Here is a 16,683-nt window from a genome sequence, read left to right as displayed (position 1 = left end):
TTTTCACCTTCTGCCTGTAAAGAGACGGCGACCGGCCCTGGAGGCCCCACCAAATGATTTCCTCACCGCACTTGTGCTGCTGCGCATCACCCGCTGGCCTCCTCGCCCGATACCGCCGTAGACCCGGCGCTGACCGGCCATGGCGAAGCCGCCAGCTGTCTGCTCGAGCATTCGCGCCGAGTCAGGTGTCATGAACGAAATGATGCTGATCATCACGATCGGCATCGCCGCCGAGATGAGCACCAACACCACACCAGCGGCCATTTGGACCCAGTCAGACCCGATCGAGGCCATCGTGATTCCGAACTTCGTGACCGCCGCCGCGATGGGTTTGGCCATGAGAAGAGCCACTACCAAGCTCGCCCATTTCGACGCGATCCCCTTTGCCGCGTCCCACGACATTGAGAACACTCCCACGGGAGTGAACATCGCGAGGACGAGAACAATCACGGTGCGAAAGAGCATCATGAGCATGAGGATCAGGCACGAGATGAGGATGACGCCTGCCACCAGCCACGGCAGGATCGACTGTCCTACCTGGTCTGTGCCGTTGGCCATGGCCCAGATCTCAAAGCCCGCATCAACTTGGACTCCCCCGGCGTTGTTGTTCGCCGATGGATCCCACCAGAGTCCGAAGAGGCGCAGGATTCCGCCGACGCCAACGTCATCGCCGCTCGTGTCGCCGACTCCGACTTCGAGGATCCACTGTGTGAGTTGGTCGGTGCCGATCAGTCCTAGGTAGACGATCCCGGCGCAGATATACGTTGCTGGTACCGCGAGGACAGCTGAGGCGAATGCACGGATCATCCCTGCCGTCGATGCGCGATAAATGGACATGAAGATCTGGATCGACAGGAAGATGATCAACAATGGAACCATGGCAATGACCATGACGTTGAGCATTCCGGGATACTCCACGGTGTGCTGGTACACCCCGCCCTGGTAGACCTCGATCTTGCCTCCGATGACGGCCAGCCACCAGTCCGATCCACCACCGTCGGCGGTGAATGAACCGACTCCGAATGCCCCCTTGAGGAATTCCCAGGACGCGATCGCGAATCCGTCGATGGACTGCTGGATCAAAGCCTGGAGGGACTCACCCCAGTCTTTCCAGGGACCGTCGAGGATTCCTCCCCAGTCCTTGCCCTTAGCTAGATACATCTTGGCCTCTCATCGGTGCAGTCGGATCACGGGAACAGGGGAATTCCGGAGAAGTACATGACCGCACCACCGATGGAGCCGATAATTGCTGCAGCAACTGCTCCGATGAGCAGGCCCTGCAGACCCAGTGTCTGACCGTTCCCGACTCCGAAGACCTTCGAGGCCACCCACACGAGTGCGGCGCAGACCATGAAAATCACCAAGCAGGCGATAACGGTACCGATGATCTGTCCACCGAGAGTGCGGAAGAACCCCATCCAGGGGGCATCGAAGCGTGGTTTGATTCCTGGGTCGTAGCCCTTGGCGAGGACGTCGAGACTGGTGTTGATAATTTCAGCGTGTACAGCGTTCATCTTTCTTGATTCCTTTCAGGGATTCCCCGACCCAGTGCCGGGAAAGAGAGGGAGTGTTACTTCACGGGGATCGTGAACTTGCGGTATCCGTAGGTCTTGGGACTGTTGTCGAGGAATGTTTCGAAGAAAATCACTTCGACGGGAGCACCCTTGGCGGCGTGGAAGTTGGTGTTATCGCAGTTGCCCTTCTTCCCGTCGGGCTGCCACTGGATGCGTGAGTACATCGGCATGTGCTTCGCGTTGTACTCGATGCGGTTCTTCTTCCAGTCGTCTTTCGACGGCATATCACCGAGGTTGCCTTTCCACGCCAGACTCTTCGTCCATGCCTTGTCGGCATCCCACTTATCGGCACCGATCTCGCGAATTGCGCGGCCCATCTTCCCGGCCTCGGCCTCGGTCGGCTGATACTTCAGACCGTTCTCACCGGTATCGTCGTTTGATCCGTCCTTCTTCGCTTTCAGGTGGGTCTTCGCCGAGATCGACACTGTCGACGTGCACTTCGAGTGCGGTGCTTTCCGGTCCACGCGGATCGTTTTCTGTTTCGCTGCCTCGGGAAGCAGGCCCTCAGTCCTCGAGTTCGTCGATGACCACTGCACTCCACCGCCGATGGAGCCCAGCAGGATGGCACCGAGGAAGAACATCGCCACCCCGAGCTGACCCTTCTTCACCCAGTCCTGCATCGAGAACGTCTTTCCAGCCAGCCAGGTAAACAGCAGGCACACGGCTCCGACGACGGCAAGCGCGATTGCTGACCCGAGGAACCACGCCGCAACCGTGTTCAACTGCGTCAACGGTGGAGCGATATCTTCAAGCATCCAAGTCTCCAAAATGGGTATGTACTGTCGTAGTCGTTTCTCTCTGCGGCCAGCACATGTCTGTCAGGGCACAAAAAAGGGGCGGGCGTCCTCCGTGTGGAGAACACCCGCCCCTGGTAGGTAGACGGTCAGATATGAACTACTCGAACAGCCACAACACTGCTCCTGGCAGGAAAATGAGCACTGCCAGGAGCAGACCGGCTATCGCGATACAGCCCAGAAGAATTCCGACTGGCACGATGAGGCTAGCCACAGTCCGCGTCCACGGCACAGCCTTGGTTGTCTTATGGTGACGATTCGCATTCATAGTGTTGCCTCCTTACTTCGCATACCTGTCCTCGAGGTCCAGATCGAGTTGCGCGGTCTCGACCGCGACGATCAGATCCTCTCGTGCTCGTTCAAGTTGGTCCTCAAGGCTACGCCGCAGTGCCTCACCCCGTTTCTGCTTCTGCAGCGACACCGCTTCAATGCCGGTGAAGTGCCGACCGTACTTCAACGTCTGCAGTCTGCGTTCGAGGCTCTGCACGCGTACGCCTGAGTCTGCGGCTTTCATCAGCACTGTTTCGGGAAGATCCTGCCACTGCTGTGGGACAATCCATTGCCTCGACACATTTCGCCACCGACGAATCCCGCGGTAGAGCATTAGTACCCAGCCGGCACACGCGGTGGCGACCACCAGTTTGAAGATCCACGGCAGGTCCTCTGACCCCCACCCTGGCCACACAGCGATGCAGGTGATTCCGGCGACCGCAATCAACAGCCTCACCACAGTCGACATTGACGGGTATGGGCTGTACTGGACTACGTCGACGCATACCAACCGTTGTTCGACGTGGGGGCCGCGTGGAATCTGGATTCGGTAGTCTCGAATATGTCGCCTCACATGCCACATCATTCTCGTTCCTCAGCCGCTTGAACGAATGACTGGAATTCTCTCAGCACCTGTTCTGCGCTCATTTCGTAGACGGTGTTGTTGCCTATCGCATTGACCGCCGCATAGTGGCGAGTCCCGGTTTCTCCAACGATTTTGATGCCCAGGTAGATACGGTCGGCCTTAACCAGCGTCGTCACCCATTCGATGACCTGAGTATTCACGAGGGTTTCTCGTGGCTCTTGTGAAATCTCCTCAGCGGTCACGTGTTCGTCGAACCGTGTCAGTCTGATCAGTGCCATGTCTTAGTTCCTCCTGTTGCGGTGGTCGGCGTTCCACTTCGCTGCCGCGAGTTTCGCCTCACCTACGTCGGCTTCTTCGTGAATCTCTCTGCCAAGGTGCTCGAGCTTCCAACGGGTGTTCATCCACTGCGCGAATGCTGTGCTAGTTTCCACCTCGATAGCTTTTCGATCGTCTTGGAGCTGCCGCAGCTCATCATCGTTGTCCACGGCTTCGCTGGAGATTCCCGCCAGCAGTCGCTGTGCTTCCATAAGTTCCTGCTGCGCCCGGTGGTGGTCCGAGGCAGACAGCATCGCTTCTTCGACCAACGGAACTAGCTGAGCCTGGTAGTGGTCCGTTGACAGTCCGCAGGCGGCGAGGCGATCCATCCCAGTCTCAACCTCGACAATCAGCTCGGCGGCAGTACCCACGTCATCGTCGGGAATCAACGATGACGCCCAGCCTTCCGGGCCAAGGGCATCGTATTTCGCCCAGCCGGCCGCTTCCCGCTTGGCCAACCACGCTTCGAGCAAGTACAGGCCAGCACCAACAGACACGCTGATTCCCGTGTTGGCCATTCCTGCCCAGATACCGTTGAGGACTCCCTCCTCACCCGCGAACAACGAGAACGGTCCAAATACGGTCAGGCCGAAAAACACCGCTCCTGAGAGCAACCAAAAGAGCGGAATATGCAGATCCGGCGATAGAACGTATGGGGTCCACGTCATTTCCCGAGCAGTGGACAGGACATTCCTGGGTGGGCGCTGTCCCAGTGTTTCAAGCTCGACCTCACCGACTGGCCCCAGTGCGGTAGCTCGCTGTCGCTCTGGTGTGTAGTAGGTGACCTCTCGCACCACGGAAGAGGCGTACTTCAGTACTCGTTGACGTGCCTGCATCGTGTCCATCACAGTGTCCACAGCAGCCACAGCAGGAACACCCACACGCCCATCGCCACGACGGCGCACCCAGCCAGCAACAAACGCCCAACGGGTCCGTGGAAGATCTTCGGCAGATGTTCGGGCGCATCATCGTCTTCGACCGGAACCACGTTCTCCAGGTAGTAACTCCACCATTTGCGGAACCTGGCCCGGTTCCGGTCACGCAGCATCCGCCACCGACCGAACAGACCCTTGTATCTGTCGCCGTTACCCGGACCTGCCTGTCCTTTCTTTGTGGTCTCGTTCGCCTCATCGAGATTGATGTTGAGACTACCGGTCTCGTTCTTCTTGCTCATCGTCCCTGCCCTTTCGAATCCTTGGCACTGAGAACTCCCAGCGCCACTTCCAGAAGAGTCTTCGTCGTTGATACGTACTGACGTACCGTGTTCCTCTCCCATCCCGTCACTTTCACCACGTGCTCAACCGGCACCTGACCAATCGGTCCTTTCCACGAGCTCATCGCTTGAGCGGTCTCTCTCGTCCATGACCCAGACTCGTCAGCACCTGGCAGGCACTCGATCAGGTCCGTGATCCGTATTACCCGCCCGCTCACACTTCGTTTGTGCTCGATCGCGGTCCTAATCACCTGGCAATGGAGTTCGAACAGCCGTTTGCAGTCCCGGACCCGCTGTTCGCTAAGTCCAAACGCGGCTGACGCGGTCTTCACATCGGACTCGAACTTCAGATGGGTGAGGAACCCCACCATGAAGGCTTGAGTCTCCATCACCGATGCTGCCGCCGAGATGACCGGTCGCAACCACGTCATCGTCGCCAAATGTTCGGCCACGACGACCGCGATGTCCGTGCCCCACGACCGAGGGTCTGAGGCCGCGATCCCGTCAAGGACTTCCTCAACTGCGGCAGGAGAGTCTTTCGGTCCGGACACCAAGTCAGCCGGATTACGTCGAGTCTCAGCGTCGATGAGATCGGCCATGCGATTACGAGCGATGCCCGTGATCCATGCCTCCAACTGACCCAGCTCGGGGTCGAACCTCGACCGGGCCTTCCAGGCCGAAACGATCACATCACCGGCAACGTCTTCGGCCCACCGGGACAACCCGATCGCGGACATCTTTGGCCGGATAGTCCGCTTGGCCACGGTCTCGACTGCGGTCAACAACTGTCGTTCAGAAAATGGTTCTTCGTGCTCTTGCATGGTTCGCCGTCCTTCCTTCCCCATCAACCGGCATCCCGGTCGTCTGTCCGGCCTGACCGGTCGCGTGACCGGACACTCGGGCCGGTCATATCCACGACTGTGACCGTCTGATCCCGGTCAACGAGTGACCGGACATCGGCATCGAGGGCGTCGTAAATTGCCCGGTCAAGCTGTTTGGGGAAGTCGAACTGCTTGCGGCACCCAGGGCATGACCGGGCACTCCAGCCAGAATCGGCGTGGTGCTTGATCGGACACTTCCGGTCATCACTCGAACCGTGGCCGCCTGACCGGCCACCGTTGCTCCGGTCACCGAAGTGGTCCATGACCGCGGCCTGCCACTCGGGACCGTCGTTGACCAGGCTGCGGCGGACAAACGCGTCCGGGGAGCCGACCGTGCGAGCCGACCGCCCGATGATGGCCTCAGCCAGCCACACAGCCCGGTCACGGTCGAGAGTGACCGTCCAGTGTCCGGCCACGAGCGCGACCAGCTTGTCCAGGTCCACCTCACCTCGGGCATTCGACACTCGGCAGGTACCGAACCTGACCTGTCGTGACTCTGAGTCGTGCTGGCTCGGATCTCTTTCGTTCTTCGTCGTCTTCTGGTCTGCCTCGGCTCCCGCCGATGGCACGTCCTCGCCTGTAGTTGCGCTGGAACTCATAGACGACGACTGAGGGTTCTTATGTGGGTTCTTATTACGCGTGCGCGATTCAAAGGAACCGCTCTGACCCGGATCGTCCTGAAATGTCCGGTAGACCCCCTCCGAAATGTCCGGTAGACCCCCTCTACCGGACAAATTGCCCGGTAGTGGTGTTTCCTCGGTTACCGGCGAGTTATCCACAGGGGTGAGGTGCCTACCGGACAAATTGTCCGGTAGTGGTGTTTCCTGGCCTCGTGACCTACCGGACAAATTGTCCGCCTGGGTCACGGCGCCCGTACTCGCATCGGTTCCAGCCGGTTCCTGTGATCGAATATCACGCTTGCTTTTAAGGCCAATAATGGTTCCGCTCGGTGACTCGAACGGGTCCTCTGGGACCTTCTGCTGGTCGTCGATAGCTTGAAAGCGTGCCAGCGCCTCTTCCTCAAGCACGATGTAATCGCTGAGGCGCACGTTCGAGTACAGGACTCTCCTGCGAGGATCCCTGAACTCACCGCGCCGTTCGTAACGAGTGATGATGCCTTTGTCCTCGAGGGCTTGGAGATGCCGACGAACTGTCTTCTCGTTCAGGTACGCTTCCCTGGCCAGTGTGTCCACGCCGTCCCAGCATGCCCACTGTTTGTTGGCCCTGTCGGCCATCATCCACAGCAACACGAGCTGTCCAGGGGGCAGTTTCGCAGCAGAACCCATCTGACGTGCCCAATTCAATGCCTGAACACTCATTGCCTTCCCCTCCTTCCAGTCGTCTTCCGACGTGTCATCACGGTCATCGCCTCGCTGTTTCTGGGAAGCTGCGGTTGAGAGTAAACGGAGTAGCTACGGGCACCCCGTAGTCTCGGATGTGCCAGGACACCGCGTTGTTTTCGCGGAGGATCTCGAGATGATGCTTAACGCTCTCCACCCTCATCCCCGCAGCGGTACTCAGGGTTTCGAGAGTCTCGTCCGAATCCCACTGGTCATTGACCGTCATCGTCATCAGCCACAGCAGAAACAGCTGCTCGGGCGCAAAACGGCCGGTCCGTCCAAGTTCACGCGCCCACTCTCGGGCCTCGTCACCGGGTACTGACTGCATGCTCATTGCCTTCGTCCTTTCCCTCATCTCCGCACTTTTCCGTTCCTCGGGTCTCTCCAGGGATTTCGTCGAGAAGATCCAACTGGCCCGGCATTTCTCCGCCGCTTGATTCTGGTGTCTTCGTCATCGTCATCACTCTCCGAGTTCCCTTTCAGGGCCGTGGAAGTCGATATTGATGTCGACTAGCGAGGAGCCCCAGGTGTAGATGACGGCGATCCAGTGCCACCACCACCGCACGTCGAGCCACTGCAGGTACCACTGCCCGGTTCGGTACAGTTCGCTGAGCGTGCCCAATGTCATCAGGACGGCTAGTACTGCGACGAGGATGAATCCACCGATCTTCATCACCAATCACTCCTCTCTGAGTTCTGTGTCTGAGATATTGACTCGGTAGTCAGTCATCTCGGTCTCCCTCGGTCGTTCTGGGCACTCACTGGACGGATCCGGTCTTCACCCATCGGCGGACCCTCCATTCGCATCCGGAGATCAGCGCGCACCCGTCGCCGAGTCCCACATGGGTGGAGCGTTTGCCGCAGCATGGACATCTGCGCCTCGATGTGGAGTGGATAGGTGCCATAGCGCGGTGGCCGTCCACTGAACCGTGTCTGCCGTCGGCTGTGGTCTTCCCTGCCGCCAGAGCACGGTTGTCTTCGCGTCGGAGAACGCTGTCACGGTCATTCATTGGTTGCCTCCAGCCTCCGTGTTGGTCTCGGTCTGGGTTTTGCCTGTCCCGGTCCTGAGGAAGACCAAGGGCTGCGGCGACCTCGCCTGCTCGTCGTCTCCGGAAGCGATGTAGACGAGGCAGGGCCGATCCTGACCGATCCGAATGGCTCGACCGATGATCTTGCAGGTTCTCCAGAAGATCACGAGGGTCACGGTTCCTCCGGCCACTTGTTCTGCCGGTGCCTCTCGCACCCACTCAATGGCATCGACGAGAATCGGAGCCTGTGTCAGATACGCCACCACATAACTCACGCCAGCAAACCAGCCGCCGATGCCTAACAGTTGCCGCAGTTTCGACGACTTGCGTTTATACACCGTCACCGGTTGGTATCGGCCAACCAAGTCTTCCCTGACGGCTTTACCCATCACTGCCCCGGCAGAGCCAAGGCGCATCGGCCACCTGGGGCGATGCTCAGCAGGTTCAGCGCGGTCGTTCTCAGTGCTCATTGCTCGTCCTCCTCAACGGCTTTGTCTGGCCGCTTTGTGGAAATGCGGCCTCTCCTCGACCGACCAATCTGGTCCACAAACCACCAGATGATGTATGCCAATACCGACAGCGCAATCAGATACAGCAGTGCGTGCCCGAGCATTCGCGTTGTGGTGGGTGACAATCCCAGCCATTCAGCGTCGAACCAATGTGCAGGCAGAAACTCGATTAACGACGCCACCGAGTGCGTGGGGTGATCAATCATGAGTCTTCGCCTCAATCCTCTCTGCGACTCGTCTCAGAGCGACTTCTGCGTCGAGGTATCCCTGTCGGACCTCCAGGTAGAACGCCGAGTACCTGCCCAAAGCCGCCAAATGAGCATCGTTCGCTTAGCTCCCCAGCTGGCTCGCTTGCTTCCTCAACTCGGCGAGTTCTTCTTGCACAGCGCGCGGGCGAAGCTCGCAACCTTCCGGTTGTTCACATCGCTGCAAGCTGATCGGTGGCTTTGGTAGCCGACCCATAGGCGACGATCCCTCCATCACGATTTCCTTCTCTGGATCAGCGGGTCGAGCGCGGTCTTTCTCACTCATGACTGCCCTCCTTTGCCCAAGGCCCCAGCAGCGCTTGTGTTCCGGTCGTGCTTCGGGCCGTTCCAGATACGGACCATCAAACGCGCGATCACGACGAGGACTGCACTGGCCACCGCAAACGGCATCGCGATGTACAGACCCGCGATCAGCAGGAACAGCGGCACAAAACCGATATTCACGATGGCGACATCGATCCAAGGCGACACGCCTCCTTCGCCCGAAAGAAGGGCCAAGGTGACCGCGATGCCGGCCATACCGATGAGGACCAGGAGTCGCTTTGTGGAAATGCGGCCTGTCTTCGACCGGGCAATCATGGCCAGGATCCACCAGATGATGAATGCCACCGCTAACAGCGCCGCCAGGTACAGCAGGGACACCTCCTGGACGTTCTCAAACGTCTCCGTTGTTTTCGGCGGCGTGGTCGGCCAGTCAATACCAACCCAATGTGGAGGCAGAAAGTCGAAATACGATGGCATCATTGCTCACCCTCATCACTGGTCGAGTCATCCGACTCGTCGAATGCTTCTGGTGGGAGATCACGGGCATCGATGATCACGGGGTCGCCGAGTCCTGCTTCCATCAGCCCGGAGATACTGGCGTCTTCGGGCACGGCGTTGATCTCGGACTGGTAGTCCTCCCAGATGGAGTCACATGTCGCGCAGGTTGTGTCGGTGCACGCTAACCGGTCGAATGCTGCGAGCAGCACCCGGGAGTCGTCCTCCAACTGGATCGCGATCAAGGGTTTGCCGGTGAACGGGTATGGATGTCGATGACTGCGTCCGCTCACCGCCATCCTTTCGACCGTGGGAGTTGCTGCAGGATCGTCGTGGTCCACATGTCCCGCATAGAGATATGGCACTACTGTCTTCGTTTCGACGAGATGAGCGATGTGCTCTTCAGTCGCTTGGGGCGTGGTCGTAGTGTTTTCAGTCATCGTTGCTTCCTGTGAAGATGTGGGGGTGGGACTCGCGCAGTGCCGATAGGCGGCGGCGTCCGGTCTTGTCGCTGAAGCCGAACTCATTCGCGAGATCAGCACCGGACGTTTCCTCACCCTGCGCGGCGCGTTCAGTGATGAACTCGATCAGCGCGTCCATGTCGGGCGAGGACGTTTTCGGCTTCGCCACAGGCCGTTCAGGTTCTCTCTCTGGTTCCTCCGGAGTAGGGACACTGGCCAGCCATGGGGTGCGCGGGAGAGCGAACTGCTCACCGTCTTCGGCTGCTTGCGCCGCCCGCGAGGCCAACGCGTCTCTTTGTGCCCGAACGACTTCGAGGTTCGTGGCGTGCTGTTCACGTGCCAGCTCAGCGTCCTGCCTCGCGGCTTCGCGTTCAGCCTCGACCTCGAGCTGTTTGCGTTCACGCTCGGCCTGCTCGGCCAACCACTCTGCCTCGGCCTGCTTCTCACGACGCCGAGAGATTGGATCCTCGACGGCGACTCGGGAGAGCTGCTCGGTCGCGGCGAACACGGCAAAGGGGACCATTCCGGCAATGACAGCTCCGATGATGCCCTGCCATGAACCTGCCTGAGCATCACCGTATGAGAGCGCGTGAGCGACGTTAGCGATCACGGATAAGCCGGTGAACGCGGCCAACAACACCCACGACTGCCAGGTCTTCTCGCCACGTGTCTTATGAATCAGGATCGATCCGGCGTAGACGAGGATCGCAGTGTCAATGAACGCTGGGACTGCCCAGTGCATCCAGTCGGGCAGACCGAGCCAGGACGCGACTTCCATGAGCGCGACGAAGCTGATCGCAAAGGCAACGAGACCAGCAAAGGCAACACCGATAGTGATGAGGCGAACGAACCGATGATCATCGGGGTTGATTCGCGATTTCGGGCCAGTGTTGACAGCAGTAGTCGACTCGTTCGGTCTACCCTGGTCTTGCCTTTGAATTCTGCTAAATGCTCTTGCATGGTTCTCTGACTGGGCGGCCTCATCCTCCACGGGTGAGGTCGCTCTTTCTTCGTCAGAAGTGGTGTGCGCCAGTGCTGTGTCGTCAGTATTCATGGTTGCCTCTCTCACTGGTCGACCGGGCCGATCCAGTCACATGAAACTCCGCCTTGCCCGTTGTCGCCGTCGTAGACGACGCAGGTGATCGTGCGCCCGTCTTCGAGGACGATGGGTTCTTCGTGAAGTCCTTGACCGTCGCCTCGTTCATCAACAACCGAGGGATCGTTGGTCTCGTTAGATTCGTCTACGGGAGCGTCCTCGACCTTGGTGGGCTGGCATCCTGCCAATGCGGCGGTCAGAGTCACCGTTGCCAGAAGAAGGATCGGCTTTTTCACGGATGTGGTCTTCATGGGTCTTCCAATCACTTGGTCTTCGTGGTCGTGATCTGCTTCATCACGAACGGTTCGATTTCAGGGGTCTTCACGACTTGGTCTCCGACGACGGGGTCATCCCCGGCCCCGGTCGATGACTTGGAGGTTCGTCATGGTCTTCTTGATTGACCCGACTGTGTCCGAGTGGGTTAGCGCGGCCTGGAACGTGGTTGCCGGCTGGGTTGCCATGGCTGAGAGCAGATCGGAGAGGACACCGAGGGCATCGGCGACATCGCGGCCAAGATCTTCAACCTTGTCGGCTTCGAGAGTCGCGAGGTCGGACACTCCCCCGCTGAACGCAACTTCGAGGAGCTTTGACTGTTTCTTCACCATCGGCAGTGGTGCCGCTGCTCCGTAGTGGAGTTCCCGGATCGCACGCACGACATGCTCGCGGCCAGGAGTGTTGCTCGGCTCAGTGAGGTCCACGGAGGCGGGTTCGAGACCAGACGTAAAAGCGAGGCCGAAGTCTTCTGTCTCGTCCTCATCGATGACCTCAGCATCAATGATGTTCTCTGCCGTATGGTTCATCGTGGCAGGCGGTTTCGGAGGCTGTTCGCGTTCGTAACGCTTTCCATCCAGGCCAATTACAGGTTCGGTATTTTCACGTGATTCATTTGAATCACCTGGAACGCTCAGTCTGCGGACTACGGTTGGTTGGCTCAGGTCCGTCGCTGACGCAATTCCGCGAGTACTCATCCCCGCTTCACGCAGCTCCGCGATTACCTGCTCTTGAAGTTCCTTAGGGGGTCGCAAACTTACGTCTCGGAATTCTTCGTCCAGATAGTCCTGCCAGGATTCGTAGCCCAGAGCAAGCCAAATACGCCCTCTCCAGGCGGTTGAGATCTTGACTTGCAGCGACCCATAGTCGGCCCTTAGTTCGTCTGTGAGTTCACGGGCCTCATCGGCTGAAAACTGGCTCACAAGCTCGGTGCTCATGCTGACACCGCCAGTTCCGAATCGATCCCGTCGACGAGGCTCGAGAACGGTATATCGAGGGCTTTTGCAAGACCGACAAGTTCGTTCATCCGCCACTCAGTACGGCCGTGTAGCCGAGATGAGAATGTCGCCGGTGTCAGCCCAATTGATTCTGCGGTTTTCTGTCCTAGCCAGTCGCGACGCGCCATGGCTGCTTTGATGTTGCCCCTCAGGACCATTTGATAGCTCATGGGGACGACCGTAGTCCTGTAGGGACTATTCAGCAACCTAAAAATGTCCCGTGTCGAATATTTTTGTCGCCGGGGCTATGTCTCAGTGCATGCGGGGGATATAGTTACCACATGAGCACATCGACAGAATCGGCAATTGATCTAGAACGAACCGCCAACCTTAAAGTCAGCAGCGAAGTCAGAGCATGGTTGGCACGTAAAGGCCTGAGGCAGATTTGGCTGGCAGAACTCTTGGGAGTCGGCCAGTCGGCAGTTTCTAAGCGCCTGCGTGGCGTTCTGCCGTTCACTGCCCCCGAGCTGATGATGATCGCAAACGCGCTTGGCGTGTCTTTGGCCGAACTCCTTGGCGAACTTGTGAATGAGAAGAACCCCCACCCAGTGGATGGAGGTTCTTCGAATGGTAGCGGGAGGGGGACTCGATCCCCCGACCTCACGATTATGAGTCGTGCGCTCTAACCAGCTGAGCTACCCCGCCCCAGCACCGCATTCTAGGCGGCACGAGAGCCCCGAAAGGGAATCGAACCCTTGACCTTCTCCTTACCATGGAGATGCTCTGCCGACTGAGCTATCGGGGCAACAGGTAAGAATTTACACGGGTTCGCTCGCTCTGGGCAAATCGGATACCAGTGACGTCACTCACACGCGCTGGAGCCGGAGGCGAAAACTCCCACCGGGCCCTGCCCCGCATCACTGTCACCAGCGAAGATGTCTATTTCACCGGGTCGAATCGCCCTGCGAGGAATCCCTGCAGTCGACCTGGGTGGTTCGTGATGATCCCATCGACCTCGGCACCGAGGAGTTCCCGCCATTCGTTCATCTCGTCGGCAGTCCAGACGAAGACACCGAGGTCGTTGTCCATGATCTCGGTGACGACCGATTTGCGCATCGAGAATCCCTTGTAGGAGGGATTGATCGCCACCGCACCGAGTTCGCGAGCGATCTCGATGTCTTCAGGCTTGGGAACCATGCGCAGAAGGAAGCGAGCCACCATCGGCAGCATGTCCCGACAGGTCTCCAGCGTCTCGATGTTGAACGACTGGACGATCATCCGGTCGGCGATGCCCGTCTCCACCACCAGCTCCGAGATCCTCGCCACCGCACCCGACGACCACTCCCCCTTGAGCTCGAGGAGGAGTTCGCCGCCTCGGTGCTGGATATCCCTCATCACGGCCGACAGGGTCGGGATGCGCACTCCGTTGAATCCCGGGCCCATCCACGAGCCGGCGTCGACGAACGACAGCTCTTCGGCGGTGAGATTGACGACGGGACCTCTGCGATTCGTGGTTCGGTCCAGATCCGGATCGTGGAGGATGACAGGGACACCGTCGGCGCTGGTCGAGGTGTCGACCTCGATGAAGTCGACACCCAGGGCACGCGCGGCGTCGACAGCGGCGAGACTGTTCTCGGGCACAACAGCCGAATAGCCGCGGTGCGCGATCACCAGCGGGCGGCTTCCGGATCCGGGGCGCTCGACGATGCCCCGTTCGTGGAGGAACTGCAGAAAACTCATGTCTTCAGCCTATGCCCTGAGCCCTCATTCCACTGCCTGCACAACGTCAGAAGTCCCAACTATCGGAAACTCCAGTCGATTCCCACACAGACCGATTCCGAACGGATAGGTTGTGGGAAGCATCACACTCCCAACTCGAAGGGCACACCATGGAAGCCATCTACGCTGCCGCTATCGTCCTCGCCTTCATCGCGCTCGGTGAGCTGGTCTCGATCTGGTCGAAGGCGCGTGTCCCCAGCCTTCTGGTTGCGATGCTCGGCATCTTCGTCTTCGCCAAGATCGGCGTAGTCCCAGAAACTGTCATCGATGACTCTCTGCTGCTTCAGGCTTACTCGTTCCTCGTCGCGCCGCTGCTCTTCCATATGGGGTCGCTCATCCCTCTGCGCGTGATGCTCAAGCAGTGGCGTTCGGTCATCATCGCAGTCTCGGGCATGCTCGTGGCGGTCCTGCTCATCCTGGCTGTCGTGGCCCCGCTCTTCGGCTTCGAAACTTTCGTGGCCGGTTCCGGGCCGTTGGCCGGCGGCATCGTCGCCACCAGCTTGACGACGGAAGGGCTGACGGCGCACGGCGCCGCCTCGTCGATCATCGTTCTTCCCGCGCTTGTTCTGATGCTCCAATCACTGCCCTCGATGCCGTTGACGAACTACTTTCTGCGTCGCTATGCAAAGAAGCTGCGCGACAGCGGAGAACTTCAGGAACTCGCGCGCGCCCACAACCAGGAAGAGGAGGAAGCCGCCAAGAAGAAGAAACTCGTCAACCTTCCCGACTTCCTCGTCGACAATCAGCTGTTCATGCTCTTCCTCATTCTTGTCGGCGGATCGGCAGCGACACTGCTGGCGGTCCCAACCCATATTCCGTCGTCGATCCTCGCACTGGTCCTCGGCATTCTCGCCACCGCGGTGGGCTTGTCCCCCGATAAGGCCATGGAACGGTCGAACTCATTCGGCATCGCCATGGCCGGCGTCATCGCCATCGTCATGGCCCCGCTGGTGACCGCCTCGGTGCAGGACGTCATCAACGCATTCGTCCCCACCATCACGATCCTCATCGTCGGCGGCGCCGGCATCGTCCTCGGCGGATTCGTCGCTACGAAGCTTCTGCGTTGGAAGTCTGGACTGGGAGTGTCAGTGGCGCTGACGGCGATGTACGGCTTCCCTGCCGACTATCTGCTCACCAACGAGGTAGCACGTTCCATAGCCCGTGACGACGACGAAAAGGAAGCGCTGCTCAATGTCATGCTCCCGCCGATGCTCGTCGGCGGATTCACCTCGGTCAGCGCCGGGTCCGTCGTCATTGCCAGTGTCCTCGTCAGTATGCTCTGATCCCGACCGGCCCCAATCCCCGCCAGCTCCAGGCCCTCGGCACACCCCGGGCTCTCATACGAAAGGACCCCATGCACGATCTCATCGCACAAGGACAGACCCTGCTCCCTGAGCTCCAGAACTTGCGGCGTTCCCTCCATGCGGACCCGGAGATCGGTCTCGACCTGCCCCGCACGCAGGCGGCGGTCCTGGCCGCCCTGTCCGGCCTCGACCTCGAGGTGACCACGGGTGAGGGCACCACCTCGGTGATCGCCGTTCTGCGCGGAACCCATCCGAACAGACCGGCCGACGCTCCAGCGGTGCTGCTGCGCGGAGATATGGACGCCCTTCCAGTGACAGAGGAGACGGATGAGCCCTTCGCCTCGACGAACGGATGCATGCACGCCTGCGGCCACGACCTGCACACAGCCGGACTCGTCGGAGCCGCTCGGCTCCTTCACGCTCTGCGCGACCGGCTTGTCGGGGACATCGTCTTCATGTTCCAGCCCGGGGAAGAGGGCTGGAACGGAGCGTCGGTGATGATCGACGAAGGCGTGCTCGACGCAGCCGGGACGCGGGTGATCGCTGCATTCGGGGCGCATGTGCTCCCCGGTCCGCGCGGCGTGGTCGCCACCCGCCCGGGCACCCTCCAAGCGGGTTCGAACACACTGCGGGTGACGATCCACGGACGCGGCGGTCACGGTTCCCAACCGCAGACCGCCGTCGATCCGGTGCCGGCGCTGGCCGAACTCGTCACGGCCCTGCAGAATATGGTCAGCCGCCGCATCGACGCCTTCGACCCCATCGCGCTGTCCGTGACCCAGTTGAGCGCCTCGGACGCAATCAACGTCATCCCCGCCTCGGCCACCTTGGGTGCGACTGTGCGCACACTGTCGGACGCATCACTCGACATCGTCCGCACCCGCTCGAAGCAGCTTGCCGACGGCATCGCCGCTGCCCATGGATGCAGCGCCGAAGTGGACTTCGATGTCCAGTACCCGGTCACGGTCAACGACGATGACGAGACCGCATGGGCGATGGAAGAACTCCGTGTCCTCCTCGGCGAGGATCGGGTGAAGCTCCTCGAACAGCCGATCATGCCGAGTGAAGACTTCTCCTTCGTCCTGGCCGCGGTGCCGGGCACGTATCTCATGCTCGGCGCCGAGCGCACGGACGTTCCAGCAGAGCGCCAGGGCAACAACCACTCCCCCTTCGTCATCTTCGACGATTCGGTTCTCGGCGATCAAGCGGCGCTTCTTGCTCACCTCGCGATCGAACGACTGGCGAAGGCGACGCGAATGTCATAGCCGCGCGGGGAAGCACGACGCTGTGCGGCTGCCGG

At 59.8% G+C, this 16,683-nt stretch carries 22 protein-coding genes, 2 tRNA genes and 1 pseudogene; 3 read left to right on the top strand and 22 right to left on the bottom strand.

Translation table 11 applies throughout. The features are described from left to right. Positions 1-3: 3 nt before the first annotated feature. From KTJ89_RS06620 to KTJ89_RS06530, 19 genes are all read right to left on the bottom strand, one after another. Positions 4-1,161 (bottom strand): TrbL/VirB6 family protein, encoded by a 1,158-nt coding sequence (locus tag KTJ89_RS06620; RefSeq protein ID WP_259357142.1) that lies wholly within the window; start codon positions 1,159-1,161, stop codon positions 4-6. Positions 1,162-1,187: 26 nt separating this feature from the next. Further along, the gene (locus tag KTJ89_RS06615) at positions 1,188-1,514 is read right to left on the bottom strand and encodes a hypothetical protein (protein ID WP_259357141.1); all 327 of its coding nucleotides are present in this window, start codon (positions 1,512-1,514) and stop codon (positions 1,188-1,190) included. A 56-nt stretch (positions 1,515-1,570) separates the two neighbouring features. Continuing rightward, entirely contained in the window at positions 1,571-2,329 is a 759-nt protein-coding gene (locus tag KTJ89_RS06610) for a hypothetical protein (RefSeq protein ID WP_259357140.1), read from the bottom strand. 319 nt (positions 2,330-2,648) lie between these two features. Then, positions 2,649-3,107, bottom strand: coding sequence for a hypothetical protein (locus KTJ89_RS06605; protein ID WP_259357139.1), 459 nt, complete (start codon positions 3,105-3,107; stop codon positions 2,649-2,651). A gap of 113 nt (positions 3,108-3,220) precedes the next feature. After that, complete coding sequence (locus KTJ89_RS06600; protein ID WP_259357138.1) at positions 3,221-3,502, bottom strand: hypothetical protein; 282 nt, start codon at positions 3,500-3,502, stop codon at positions 3,221-3,223. Positions 3,503-3,505: 3 nt separating this feature from the next. Further along, positions 3,506-4,384: a hypothetical protein gene (locus KTJ89_RS06595; protein WP_259357137.1), complete on the bottom strand. Its 879-nt coding sequence runs from the start codon at positions 4,382-4,384 to the stop codon at positions 3,506-3,508. Then, a complete protein-coding gene (locus tag KTJ89_RS06590; protein WP_259357136.1) occupies positions 4,384-4,713 on the bottom strand; it encodes a hypothetical protein in 330 nt (109 codons plus the stop codon). Before KTJ89_RS06590 ends, KTJ89_RS06595 begins: the two co-directional genes overlap by 1 nt. Then, positions 4,710-5,573 carry a sigma factor gene (locus KTJ89_RS06585; RefSeq protein WP_259357135.1) on the bottom strand — a complete coding sequence of 288 codons (864 nt, stop codon included), beginning with the start codon at positions 5,571-5,573 and terminating at the stop codon, positions 4,710-4,712. The genes KTJ89_RS06590 and KTJ89_RS06585 overlap by 4 nt, the downstream gene beginning before the upstream one ends. A gap of 23 nt (positions 5,574-5,596) precedes the next feature. After that, a complete protein-coding gene (locus KTJ89_RS06580) occupies positions 5,597-6,952 on the bottom strand; it encodes a helix-turn-helix domain-containing protein (RefSeq protein ID WP_259357134.1) in 1,356 nt (451 codons plus the stop codon). A 43-nt stretch (positions 6,953-6,995) separates the two neighbouring features. After that, positions 6,996-7,307 (bottom strand): hypothetical protein, encoded by a 312-nt coding sequence (locus KTJ89_RS06575; RefSeq protein WP_259357133.1) that lies wholly within the window; start codon positions 7,305-7,307, stop codon positions 6,996-6,998. 126 nt (positions 7,308-7,433) lie between these two features. Continuing rightward, positions 7,434-7,646 (bottom strand): hypothetical protein, encoded by a 213-nt coding sequence (locus KTJ89_RS06570; protein WP_259357132.1) that lies wholly within the window; start codon positions 7,644-7,646, stop codon positions 7,434-7,436. A gap of 333 nt (positions 7,647-7,979) precedes the next feature. Beyond that, positions 7,980-8,471, bottom strand: a complete 492-nt coding sequence (locus KTJ89_RS06565) for a hypothetical protein (RefSeq protein ID WP_259357131.1) — start codon at positions 8,469-8,471, stop codon at positions 7,980-7,982. After that, on the bottom strand, positions 8,468-8,716 hold the full coding sequence (locus tag KTJ89_RS06560) for a PspC domain-containing protein (RefSeq protein ID WP_259357130.1): 249 nt from the start codon (positions 8,714-8,716) through the stop codon (positions 8,468-8,470). Before KTJ89_RS06560 ends, KTJ89_RS06565 begins: the two co-directional genes overlap by 4 nt. Before the next feature lie 321 nt (positions 8,717-9,037). Further along, positions 9,038-9,520 (bottom strand): hypothetical protein, encoded by a 483-nt coding sequence (locus KTJ89_RS06555; RefSeq protein ID WP_259357129.1) that lies wholly within the window; start codon positions 9,518-9,520, stop codon positions 9,038-9,040. Beyond that, the gene (locus KTJ89_RS06550) at positions 9,517-9,975 is read right to left on the bottom strand and encodes a hypothetical protein (protein ID WP_259357128.1); all 459 of its coding nucleotides are present in this window, start codon (positions 9,973-9,975) and stop codon (positions 9,517-9,519) included. Before KTJ89_RS06550 ends, KTJ89_RS06555 begins: the two co-directional genes overlap by 4 nt. Then, positions 9,968-10,867, bottom strand: coding sequence for a DUF2637 domain-containing protein (locus KTJ89_RS06545; protein ID WP_259357230.1), 900 nt, complete (start codon positions 10,865-10,867; stop codon positions 9,968-9,970). The genes KTJ89_RS06550 and KTJ89_RS06545 overlap by 8 nt, the downstream gene beginning before the upstream one ends. A 194-nt stretch (positions 10,868-11,061) precedes the next feature. Next, positions 11,062-11,343, bottom strand: a complete 282-nt coding sequence (locus KTJ89_RS06540) for a hypothetical protein (RefSeq protein WP_259357127.1) — start codon at positions 11,341-11,343, stop codon at positions 11,062-11,064. A 96-nt stretch (positions 11,344-11,439) separates the two neighbouring features. Then, positions 11,440-12,300, bottom strand: a complete 861-nt coding sequence (locus KTJ89_RS06535; RefSeq protein ID WP_259357126.1) for a hypothetical protein — start codon at positions 12,298-12,300, stop codon at positions 11,440-11,442. Next, on the bottom strand, positions 12,297-12,530 hold the full coding sequence (locus KTJ89_RS06530) for a helix-turn-helix domain-containing protein (RefSeq protein WP_259357125.1): 234 nt from the start codon (positions 12,528-12,530) through the stop codon (positions 12,297-12,299). The genes KTJ89_RS06535 and KTJ89_RS06530 overlap by 4 nt, the downstream gene beginning before the upstream one ends. Positions 12,531-12,641: 111 nt before the next feature. On the opposite strand from KTJ89_RS06530, the pseudogene KTJ89_RS19300 reads away from it, so the two are divergent. Further along, positions 12,642-12,896: pseudogene (locus tag KTJ89_RS19300) on the top strand (helix-turn-helix domain-containing protein); the annotation flags it as partial. A 32-nt stretch (positions 12,897-12,928) separates the two neighbouring features. Here the strand turns inward: KTJ89_RS19300 and KTJ89_RS06525 are convergent. The 3 genes from KTJ89_RS06525 to KTJ89_RS06515 form a co-directional block, all read right to left on the bottom strand. Then, a tRNA-Met gene (locus KTJ89_RS06525) sits at positions 12,929-13,005 on the bottom strand. A gap of 27 nt (positions 13,006-13,032) precedes the next feature. Then, positions 13,033-13,105: transfer RNA gene (locus KTJ89_RS06520), tRNA-Thr, on the bottom strand. A gap of 134 nt (positions 13,106-13,239) precedes the next feature. Further along, positions 13,240-14,040, bottom strand: coding sequence for a glycerophosphodiester phosphodiesterase (locus tag KTJ89_RS06515; protein ID WP_139468584.1), 801 nt, complete (start codon positions 14,038-14,040; stop codon positions 13,240-13,242). Between the two features lie 149 nt (positions 14,041-14,189). Here KTJ89_RS06515 and KTJ89_RS06510 point away from each other — a divergent pair, with 149 nt between their 5' ends. Together KTJ89_RS06510 and KTJ89_RS06505 are read left to right on the top strand one after the other, a co-directional pair. Then, on the top strand, positions 14,190-15,362 hold the full coding sequence (locus tag KTJ89_RS06510; RefSeq protein WP_172173648.1) for a hypothetical protein: 1,173 nt from the start codon (positions 14,190-14,192) through the stop codon (positions 15,360-15,362). A 71-nt stretch (positions 15,363-15,433) separates the two neighbouring features. Further along, positions 15,434-16,648, top strand: coding sequence for a M20 metallopeptidase family protein (locus KTJ89_RS06505; RefSeq protein ID WP_172173651.1), 1,215 nt, complete (start codon positions 15,434-15,436; stop codon positions 16,646-16,648). Positions 16,649-16,683 lie beyond the last annotated feature (35 nt).

The organism is Brevibacterium sediminis, from assembly GCF_024895295.1.
GTDB lineage: Bacteria > Actinomycetota > Actinomycetes > Actinomycetales > Brevibacteriaceae > Brevibacterium > Brevibacterium sediminis.
This window is presented reverse-complemented; position numbering and strand designations above follow the sequence as displayed.

Excerpts from the sequence above, each read along its gene's own strand:
- KTJ89_RS06620 (WP_259357142.1), bottom strand. The coding sequence starts at position 1,161 with ATGTATCTAGCTAAGGGCAAGGACTGGGGAGGAATCCTCGACGGTCCC.
- KTJ89_RS06615 (WP_259357141.1), bottom strand. The coding sequence starts at position 1,514 with ATGAACGCTGTACACGCTGAAATTATCAACACCAGTCTCGACGTCCTC.
- KTJ89_RS06610 (WP_259357140.1), bottom strand. The coding sequence starts at position 2,329 with ATGCTTGAAGATATCGCTCCACCGTTGACGCAGTTGAACACGGTTGCG.
- KTJ89_RS06605 (WP_259357139.1), bottom strand. The coding sequence starts at position 3,107 with ATGTCGACTGTGGTGAGGCTGTTGATTGCGGTCGCCGGAATCACCTGC.
- KTJ89_RS06600 (WP_259357138.1), bottom strand. The coding sequence starts at position 3,502 with ATGGCACTGATCAGACTGACACGGTTCGACGAACACGTGACCGCTGAG.
- KTJ89_RS06595 (WP_259357137.1), bottom strand. The coding sequence starts at position 4,384 with ATGGACACGATGCAGGCACGTCAACGAGTACTGAAGTACGCCTCTTCC.
- KTJ89_RS06590 (WP_259357136.1), bottom strand. The coding sequence starts at position 4,713 with ATGAGCAAGAAGAACGAGACCGGTAGTCTCAACATCAATCTCGATGAG.
- KTJ89_RS06585 (WP_259357135.1), bottom strand. The coding sequence starts at position 5,573 with ATGCAAGAGCACGAAGAACCATTTTCTGAACGACAGTTGTTGACCGCA.
- KTJ89_RS06580 (WP_259357134.1), bottom strand. The coding sequence starts at position 6,952 with ATGAGTGTTCAGGCATTGAATTGGGCACGTCAGATGGGTTCTGCTGCG.
- KTJ89_RS06575 (WP_259357133.1), bottom strand. The coding sequence starts at position 7,307 with ATGAGCATGCAGTCAGTACCCGGTGACGAGGCCCGAGAGTGGGCGCGT.
- KTJ89_RS06570 (WP_259357132.1), bottom strand. The coding sequence starts at position 7,646 with ATGAAGATCGGTGGATTCATCCTCGTCGCAGTACTAGCCGTCCTGATG.
- KTJ89_RS06565 (WP_259357131.1), bottom strand. The coding sequence starts at position 8,471 with ATGAGCACTGAGAACGACCGCGCTGAACCTGCTGAGCATCGCCCCAGG.
- KTJ89_RS06560 (WP_259357130.1), bottom strand. The coding sequence starts at position 8,716 with ATGATTGATCACCCCACGCACTCGGTGGCGTCGTTAATCGAGTTTCTG.
- KTJ89_RS06555 (WP_259357129.1), bottom strand. The coding sequence starts at position 9,520 with ATGATGCCATCGTATTTCGACTTTCTGCCTCCACATTGGGTTGGTATT.
- KTJ89_RS06550 (WP_259357128.1), bottom strand. The coding sequence starts at position 9,975 with ATGACTGAAAACACTACGACCACGCCCCAAGCGACTGAAGAGCACATC.
- KTJ89_RS06540 (WP_259357127.1), bottom strand. The coding sequence starts at position 11,343 with ATGAAGACCACATCCGTGAAAAAGCCGATCCTTCTTCTGGCAACGGTG.
- KTJ89_RS06535 (WP_259357126.1), bottom strand. The coding sequence starts at position 12,300 with ATGAGCACCGAGCTTGTGAGCCAGTTTTCAGCCGATGAGGCCCGTGAA.
- KTJ89_RS06530 (WP_259357125.1), bottom strand. The coding sequence starts at position 12,530 with ATGAGCTATCAAATGGTCCTGAGGGGCAACATCAAAGCAGCCATGGCG.
- KTJ89_RS06515 (WP_139468584.1), bottom strand. The coding sequence starts at position 14,040 with ATGAGTTTTCTGCAGTTCCTCCACGAACGGGGCATCGTCGAGCGCCCC.
- KTJ89_RS06510 (WP_172173648.1), top strand. The coding sequence starts at position 14,190 with ATGGAAGCCATCTACGCTGCCGCTATCGTCCTCGCCTTCATCGCGCTC.
- KTJ89_RS06505 (WP_172173651.1), top strand. The coding sequence starts at position 15,434 with ATGCACGATCTCATCGCACAAGGACAGACCCTGCTCCCTGAGCTCCAG.